Annotated in this window: 5 protein-coding genes; 1 reads left to right on the top strand and 4 read right to left on the bottom strand. The window is 61.8% G+C overall.

The genetic code is table 11. The annotated features are described in order from the left end of the window. From AC5JJ6_RS39735 to AC5JJ6_RS39725, 3 genes are all read right to left on the bottom strand, one after another. On the bottom strand, positions 1-938 hold a 938-nt coding region (locus AC5JJ6_RS39735), incomplete at its 3' end, for an alanine/glycine:cation symporter family protein (RefSeq protein ID WP_496047334.1). Positions 939-984: 46 nt separating this feature from the next. Beyond that, positions 985-1416, bottom strand: coding sequence for a universal stress protein (locus AC5JJ6_RS39730; protein WP_496047333.1), 432 nt, complete (start codon positions 1414-1416; stop codon positions 985-987). A gap of 204 nt (positions 1417-1620) precedes the next feature. Then, positions 1621-2163: a DUF421 domain-containing protein gene (locus tag AC5JJ6_RS39725; RefSeq protein ID WP_496047332.1), complete on the bottom strand. Its 543-nt coding sequence runs from the start codon at positions 2161-2163 to the stop codon at positions 1621-1623. A 287-nt stretch (positions 2164-2450) separates the two neighbouring features. On the opposite strand from AC5JJ6_RS39725, the gene AC5JJ6_RS39720 reads away from it, so the two are divergent. Then, positions 2451-3704, top strand: coding sequence for a cation:proton antiporter (locus AC5JJ6_RS39720; RefSeq protein WP_496047331.1), 1254 nt, complete (start codon positions 2451-2453; stop codon positions 3702-3704). Between the two features lie 22 nt (positions 3705-3726). Here AC5JJ6_RS39720 and AC5JJ6_RS39715 read toward each other — a convergent pair whose 3' ends face one another. Then, on the bottom strand, positions 3727-5178 hold the full coding sequence (locus AC5JJ6_RS39715) for a TrkH family potassium uptake protein (protein ID WP_496047330.1): 1452 nt from the start codon (positions 5176-5178) through the stop codon (positions 3727-3729). Positions 5179-5439: the final 261 nt, after the last annotated feature.

Here is a 5439-nt window from a genome sequence, read left to right as displayed (position 1 = left end):
CCGGCCACGCCGGCGCCGGTAAACGCGCCGTTGACGATTTCGCCGAAGGCCCAGACGATCTTGTCGCTGTTCACCGCGATGATGATCAGGCAGGCGCCGATATAGATGACCGCCATCAGCGGGACGATCTTTTCCGTGACGCGGGCGATCGACTTGATGCCTCCGATGATGACGACGCCAAGGGCTATCGCCATGATCAGGCCGAACAGCCAGCCGTTCCCCGCCAATATGCTGGACTCGCCGCCGGTCACGTTGACGACCTGCTGATAAGCCTGGTTGGACTGGAACATGTTGCCGCCGCCGATCGAGCCGCCGACGCAGCACACGGCGAAGATGACCGCGAGGACGCGTCCCGAGCCCGCCATGCCCCGTTCCGCAAAGCCCTTGGACAGGTAATACATCGGGCCGCCCGATACTGTGCCGTCGGGATATTCGTTGCGGTATTTGACGCCCAGGGTGCATTCGGTGAACTTGGACGCCATGCCCATCAGGCCGGCGACGATCATCCAGAACGTGGCGCCCGGTCCTCCCAGCGAAACCGCGACGGCCACGCCGGCGATATTGCCGAGACCGACCGTGCCCGACAGGGCCGTCGCCAGCGCCTGGAAGTGCGATACCTCTCCGGCGTCGTTGGGGTCCGAATAATCGCCCCGCACGAGCGCCAGGGCATGGCCGAATTTGCGGAACTGCACGAAGCCGAAATAGACCGTGAAGATGGCTGCGGCTACCACCAGCCAGCCGACGATCAGCGGAAACTGCGTGCCCGCAACGTCGACCGAGTAGAAGATCACCGAGGAAACCGCGTTGGAAACCGGAGCGACGGCGGAGTTGACCCATTCGTCGATGGTTGCAGAGCCGGCGGCATCCGCCGCATCCTGCGCATGCGCGCTGCCGATGGGAATAAGCAAGGCCGTCAAGCCGAGGATATAGCGCTTCATTCGTGAATGCCTTCCCTGTTTTTCATGGACCGGCGGCTGCGTCCGGTCAGGGCACCACCGTTACCGGCACGGGCGACGCCTGGATCAGGGCCAGTGCCATGCCGCCCAGTATCCTGCGGGCTACGGAGAAGCCTCCCGTGCGCCCGATGACGATCTGCGCATCAGGCTTCTGCTCGGCGATTTCACAGATCAGTTCGGCCGCATGCCCGTAGCGCACGTCGCTGGTCACGGCGATGTTCTGGGCTTCGAGGCTTTCGATCGCCGGCGCTATCAGTTCCGCCGCCCGCGACAGTTCCTCCGTTCGCCGCTTATGGCGTTCCTCCAGTTCCTGCGTCGTGAGAAAGCTGTAGGGCGACCACTCCAGGATATGGACGACATGTATCGTCGCTCCGGTTTCCTTGGCCATTACCGCTGCGAAGGCGAGTGCACGTTGGGAGGCTTCTGTCTTGTCGAAGCCCACGATGAGAGTTCCAGGCACGCATCGGTCTCCTTTCCACGAAAGGGTTGCGTCCGGGGAACGTTTGAAACCCGCCTATGTCATTATGAAAAATCGCCGGGAGGAAATTTTCTCCCGCATCCGTCATAGGATGAAAGGCGAGCCGGAAAGCTCGCGGGAGCGTTCTTGCATACGTGCGGCGTATTCGTTGGCTCGGAAAAGGCTTTTCATGCCGGTTAGGATCGGTCAGGCGGAGCGACCGGCCGGTCTGGCCGCTTTCGAGGGCGCTGGCACATTGCCGAGCGCCGACGTCGATCCATCGCTCGACGGACTGACGACGCTGAAGGTTCCGTCGGTTTCCAGAACGACCGCTTCGACCTGCTCCAGGCTGGCGAAGCCGCTGGAACGGACGGCGGCCATCACCTCCTCCGGCGCCACGCGAGCAGCGACAAGGGACTCATGAAGCATTTCTCCCTTGTGGAGGAGCATGGTCGGCTGGGCCTTGATGAGCTTCCTGAAGGACTGTGAGCGGGCCGATACCCAGGCGACGGTCAGTTGAAGGAAGATCAGCACGCAGAAGCCCAGCACTCCTTCCGCGAGGGCCACGTCCTGCGAGAGCAGGACCGTCGCCAGCGTCGAGCCCAGCGCAACCGTCACGATGAAATCGAACGCATTCATCTTGGACAGGGTCCGCTTGCCCGTAATGCGGAGGAGCACGACTATGGCGATGTAGGCCAGGACGCCGACGACTAAGGTCCGAAGCAGCTCGTTCCAGCTATCGAAAAACATGATCTTCCCTGCCGATGTTTCGGTGTTCCACGGACGCCGCAACCGGGGCCTTCGAAATCCGCGCGATGGTCCCAGAACCTGCTGATTCCGTAACGGTTCCCCGTGCGGACTGCCGGCGGCTTGCAGAGCCGCCCGAAAACACGCTTCCCACCTGATCCTCGGTCGTCCGAACCCCATGCGCCCACAGTACCGATGCTTAAATTGCGCAACCGGATAAAACCTTTGCCGGCCTGACCGGTTTAGGCGTGGAACGCCTTGGAGCAATCTTTACATTTCCCGGAAAACAGATGCTGTCCGCTTTCGAACTGCTCGCCGTACTGCTGTGCCTTACTGCGACATTTGGTTGGATCAACCACCGCTTCTTCAGATTGCCCGATACGGTCGGCCTGCTCGCCATGGGACTGGCCGCTTCCCTTGTTCTGCTGCTGATCGAAATCTCTTTTCCGAGCACTCACCTTTATCAGGACGTTGCCCAGATCGTCCGGCAGGTCGACTTCAGGAAAGCCGTTCTGGACGGCGTGCTCGCCTTCCTGCTTTTCGCAGGCGCGCTTCATGTCAATATCGGCGCCCTTCGCGACCGCGCGTGGGTGGTCGGGGGAATGGCGACGGTCGGCGTCCTGCTTTCGACGGCCATCGTCGGCTTCGGATTCTACTACATCTCCGCCCTTCTGTCGGTGCCGGTTTCGCTGAGCTGGGCCTTGGTCTTCGGCGCTCTGATCAGTCCCACCGATCCGGTCGCGGTCCTCAGTACCTTGAAGGCGGTTCGCGTTCCGCAGTCGCTGGAGATCGACATGACTGGGGAGTCGCTGTTCAACGACGGCGTCGGCGTCGTGGTATTTACCATCGCCCTTGCCGTGGCGGCCGGTTCCGGCGGCGAGGATGGCACCGGCCTCGGCCACATCGCGGAACTGTTCGTCGTCGAAGCGCTCGGGGGCGCCGTACTCGGGCTGGCAGCCGGCTACATCGCTTACCGGGCGATACGGGCGATCGACAACTACTCGGTCGAGGTTCTGATCTCGCTGGGGCTGGTCGCCGGCGCCTATGCCGTCGCTTCGCGGATCGGCACGAGCGGACCGATCGCCGTGGTGGTCGCCGGACTGCTGATCGGCAATCGTGGACCTCAATATGCCATGAGCGATCTCACCCAGCGTTATCTGTTCGGATTCTGGACGCTGATCGACGAGATCCTGAACGCCATCCTGTTTCTGCTGATCGGCCTGGAAGTTCTTGTCCTGCGGTTCAACGCCTCCCTGGCATGGGTGGCGGTTGCATCGATCCCGCTGGTGCTGGCCGCCCGCTTGGCATCCGTCTCGCTGCCCGTCATGTTTCTGGCCCGCTGGAATCACTTTGTCGCCGGCACCATTCCCGTGCTCACCTGGGGAGGGCTGCGCGGGGGTATTTCGGTAGCCTTGGCGCTTTCCATCCCCGAGGTGGCCGAAAAGTCGGTCATCCTGACGGCGACCTACACCGTCGTCGTTTTCACCATTCTCGTTCAGGGATTGAGCCTTCGCCGTCTTGTCGCCCGCACGGTCGTTCGCTGAGGGTTCGGACCGGGGCGGGACTTCACCGCCTCCAGAAGGTCGGGCTGAGGATTACCAGAACGGTGAAGAATTCAAGCCTCCCGAGCAGCATGCCGAAGGCCAGCAGCCATTTGGCCCCGTCCGGCAGGGTGGCGAAGTTTCCCGTCGGGCCGATGACCGGTCCGAGACCGGGTCCCACGTTGCTCACCGCCGTCGCGGCCCCGGACAATGCCGTGATAATGTCCGATCCCATAAAGCCGAGAAGCAAGGCGAGAACGAATACGGTCGCCATGTAAACGAAGCCGAAGCTCATGACGGAAATCATGATGTCGGTGCTGAAAGGCCTCCCGTTGTAGGTGAGTGGAATGACAAGGTTAGGGCTGTAAAGGCGGCGCTGAAGCATGTGCAGCACGATGAACAGGATTTCGAACCGGAATATCTTCAAGCCGCCCGCAGTCGATCCCGTACAGCCGCCGACGAAGGTCAGCATGAAGAAGCCGATCTCCGCCATGGGTCCCCACAAGCTGTAGTCCGCTGACGCATATCCAGTCGTCGTGACGATCGAAACGACATTGAATGCGGTCAGGCGGATGGCGTCCAGCCAATGTACTTCTTGCGTCAAGCTCAGCCATATCGCCAAACCGACCGAAACGGCGACGAGAAAGCCGATATACCAGAGGACCTGCGTGTCGGCCCAGAAGGGTTTGGCGGTTTTTCGCATCAGGCCGATGAAACGGACGAAGGGCATGCCGCCGAGCATCATGAAGACCACCAGCACCCACTCGATCAAGGGGCTTTCCCAAGCCGTAATCGATGCGTCCCTGGTCGAGAAGCCTCCCGTGGACACGGCGGTCATGGCGTGGTTGACGGCGTCGAAAACGGACATGCCAGCAAAGGCAAGCGCGACGGTGCAGGCAACGGTCAGGGTCATGTAAACCCAGGCGACCGATGCCACGAGGTCGCTTGCACGGGGAGCGACCTTATCGGACCGGTCCGACGACTCGGACTGAAAAAGCTGCATGCCGCCGACCCGAAGGAACGGGAGGATGGCAATGCCCATGCCGATGATGCCGACTCCCCCCAGCCATTGCAGCAACGACCGCCACAGCAGCATTCCGGGCGGCAGGTGATCCAAGCCGGAAATCACGGTGGAGCCCGTCGTCGTAAGCGCCGACATGGCTTCGAAATAGGCGTCGGCCGGCGACAGGCCTAGCCCCGACGTCATGAAGGGGATGGACGCAAAGGCACAGACGATGATCCACGCCAACCCCGTCATCAGGAAGGTCTGACGCAGGTTCAGGGCTCCCCATGACGTATGATTGGCCAGCATCAGCAGGACGCCGAACAGCAGCGTCACGGCGGCGGCGATCGCGAATGCGATCCAGTCCGGATTGCCGACGGCCAGATCGACGCTGACCGGCGCCATCATGGCGACCGCCAGGATGCTGGTGAGCGCGCCGATCACGTAGAAGACAGGTCTCGTATCGATGGTCATGTGGACGCCGTCGCAGAAGAATGCCCGTCCGTCAAATCGATTCCCCCTCGAATATCAGCGGAGTCCAAAGTGAGCCGCACCGGTATTGTCGGAGGCCGTACCCGCCGGGAGCAACGACCTTTTCGGCGCACCGGATAACCGGCGGCGTTCGTCGTCAAGGCCGGTACCGGTGCTTCTGCCGATTTGCCCTTGTTTCGAGGCGTCCGGCGGCAAGCTTAATGGCGTTGCGTCAACGTCTTCGGGATACCGCCCATGCTTCGA

The sequence above is a fragment of the Skermanella sp. genome, assembly GCF_059503625.1.
Note: the sequence above shows the minus strand (reverse complement) of the source record. Positions and strands in the feature narration are given on the sequence as shown.

Bases quoted from the DNA above. Each gene is read 5' to 3' on its own strand.
- AC5JJ6_RS39725 (WP_496047332.1), bottom strand. From the start codon at position 2,163: ATGTTTTTCGATAGCTGGAACGAGCTGCTTCGGACCTTAGTCGTCGGC.
- AC5JJ6_RS39720 (WP_496047331.1), top strand. From the start codon at position 2,451: ATGCTGTCCGCTTTCGAACTGCTCGCCGTACTGCTGTGCCTTACTGCG.
- AC5JJ6_RS39715 (WP_496047330.1), bottom strand. From the start codon at position 5,178: ATGACCATCGATACGAGACCTGTCTTCTACGTGATCGGCGCGCTCACC.